1 protein-coding gene is annotated in these 1,390 nt (G+C 72.4%); it reads left to right on the top strand.

What is annotated here, in order from left to right:
• Positions 1-32: 32 nt before the first annotated feature.
• Positions 33-1,390 (top strand): acyltransferase domain-containing protein (locus ABZ937_RS42760; RefSeq protein ID WP_361701087.1); only part of this gene is annotated, 1,358 nt, incomplete at its 3' end.

Below are 1,390 nucleotides of genomic sequence, written 5' to 3'. Positions count from 1 at the left end.
ATGACGGTGTGGTGCCGGTGGTGGTGTCGGCCGTGTCGGAGGGTTCGCTGGCCGGTCAGGCGGAGCGGCTGGCGGCGTTCGCCGGGGACACGGATGTGTCGCTGGTGGACATCGCGGGTGCCCTGGTGACGCGTCGGGCGGCTCTGTCGGAGCGGGCGGTGGTCGTCGCCGGGTCCCGTGAGGAGGCGGTGGCCGGACTGACCGCGCTCGCCCGGGGCGAATCGGCGGCCGGTGTGGTGACCGGTGGCGCAACCCCTGCCGGGCGGACGGTGCTGGTCTTCCCGGGCCAGGGTTCGCAGTGGACCGGTATGGGCCGGGAGCTGCTGGAGTCCTCGCCGGTGTTCGCGGAGCGGATCGAGGAGTGTGCCCGGGCTCTGGAGCCCTGGGTGGACTGGGACCTGAGGGCGGTCCTGCGGGGTGAGGTCGATGCCGATCTGATCGCGCGGGTGGATGTGGTGCAGCCGGCGAGTTTCGCGGTGATGGTGGGTGTGGCCGCCGTCTGGGCGTCGGTGGGTGTGGTGCCGGATGCGGTGGTCGGTCACTCGCAGGGTGAGATCGCTGCTGCGTGTGTGGCTGGGGGGTTGTCGCTGGAGGATGCGGCGCGGATCGTGGCCGTGCGGAGCCGGGTGATCGCCGGTGAGCTGGCGGGCCGGGGCGGTATGGCGTCTGTGGCGCTTGCCGAGGCCGAGGCCGCTGCCCGAATTGCCGCCTGGGATGGGCGGGTTGAGGTCGCGGCGGTCAACAGTCCTTCGTCGGTGGTGATCGCCGGTGATGCGGAGGCGTTGGACGAGGCGCTGTCCGTGCTGGAGGCGGACGGGGTCAGGGTGCGCCGGGTCGCGGTGGACTACGCCTCCCACACCCGCCATGTCGAGGCGATCGAGGACTCGCTGGCGGACGCGTTCGCGGACATTCGTGGCCAGGCTCCGCTGGTGCCGTTCTTCTCCACGGTGACGGGTGGGTGGGTGCGTGAGGCGGGTGTGCTCGATGGCGGGTACTGGTATCGGAACCTGCGTCGGCAGGTCCGGTTCGGGCCGGCCGTCGCCTCGCTCCTCGCCGAGGGGCACACGGTCTTCATCGAGTCCAGCGCCCACCCGGTCCTCGTCCAGCCCGTGAACGAGATCGTGGACGAGGTTCGGGCCGAAGCCGTGGTCAGTGGCTCCCTGCGCCGTGAAGAGGGTGGCCTGCGGCGGCTGCTGACGTCGATGGCCGAGGTGTTCGTCCAGGGCGTCGCCGTCGACTGGACCGGTGTGCTGCCCGAGGGCGCCGGCGAGGCCCATGTGGACCTGCCGACGTACGCCTTCGACCACCGCCGCTACTGGCTGAAGACCGCCCCGGCGGCGGACGCCGCCTCGCTCGGGCAGGCCGCCGCCGACCACCCGCTGCTCGGCGC

The organism is Streptomyces sp. NPDC046727, from assembly GCF_040645635.1.
Lineage (GTDB): Bacteria > Actinomycetota > Actinomycetes > Streptomycetales > Streptomycetaceae > Streptomyces.
The sequence above is the reverse complement of the archived record's forward strand: the minus strand, read 5'-3'. Positions and strand labels throughout refer to the sequence as shown.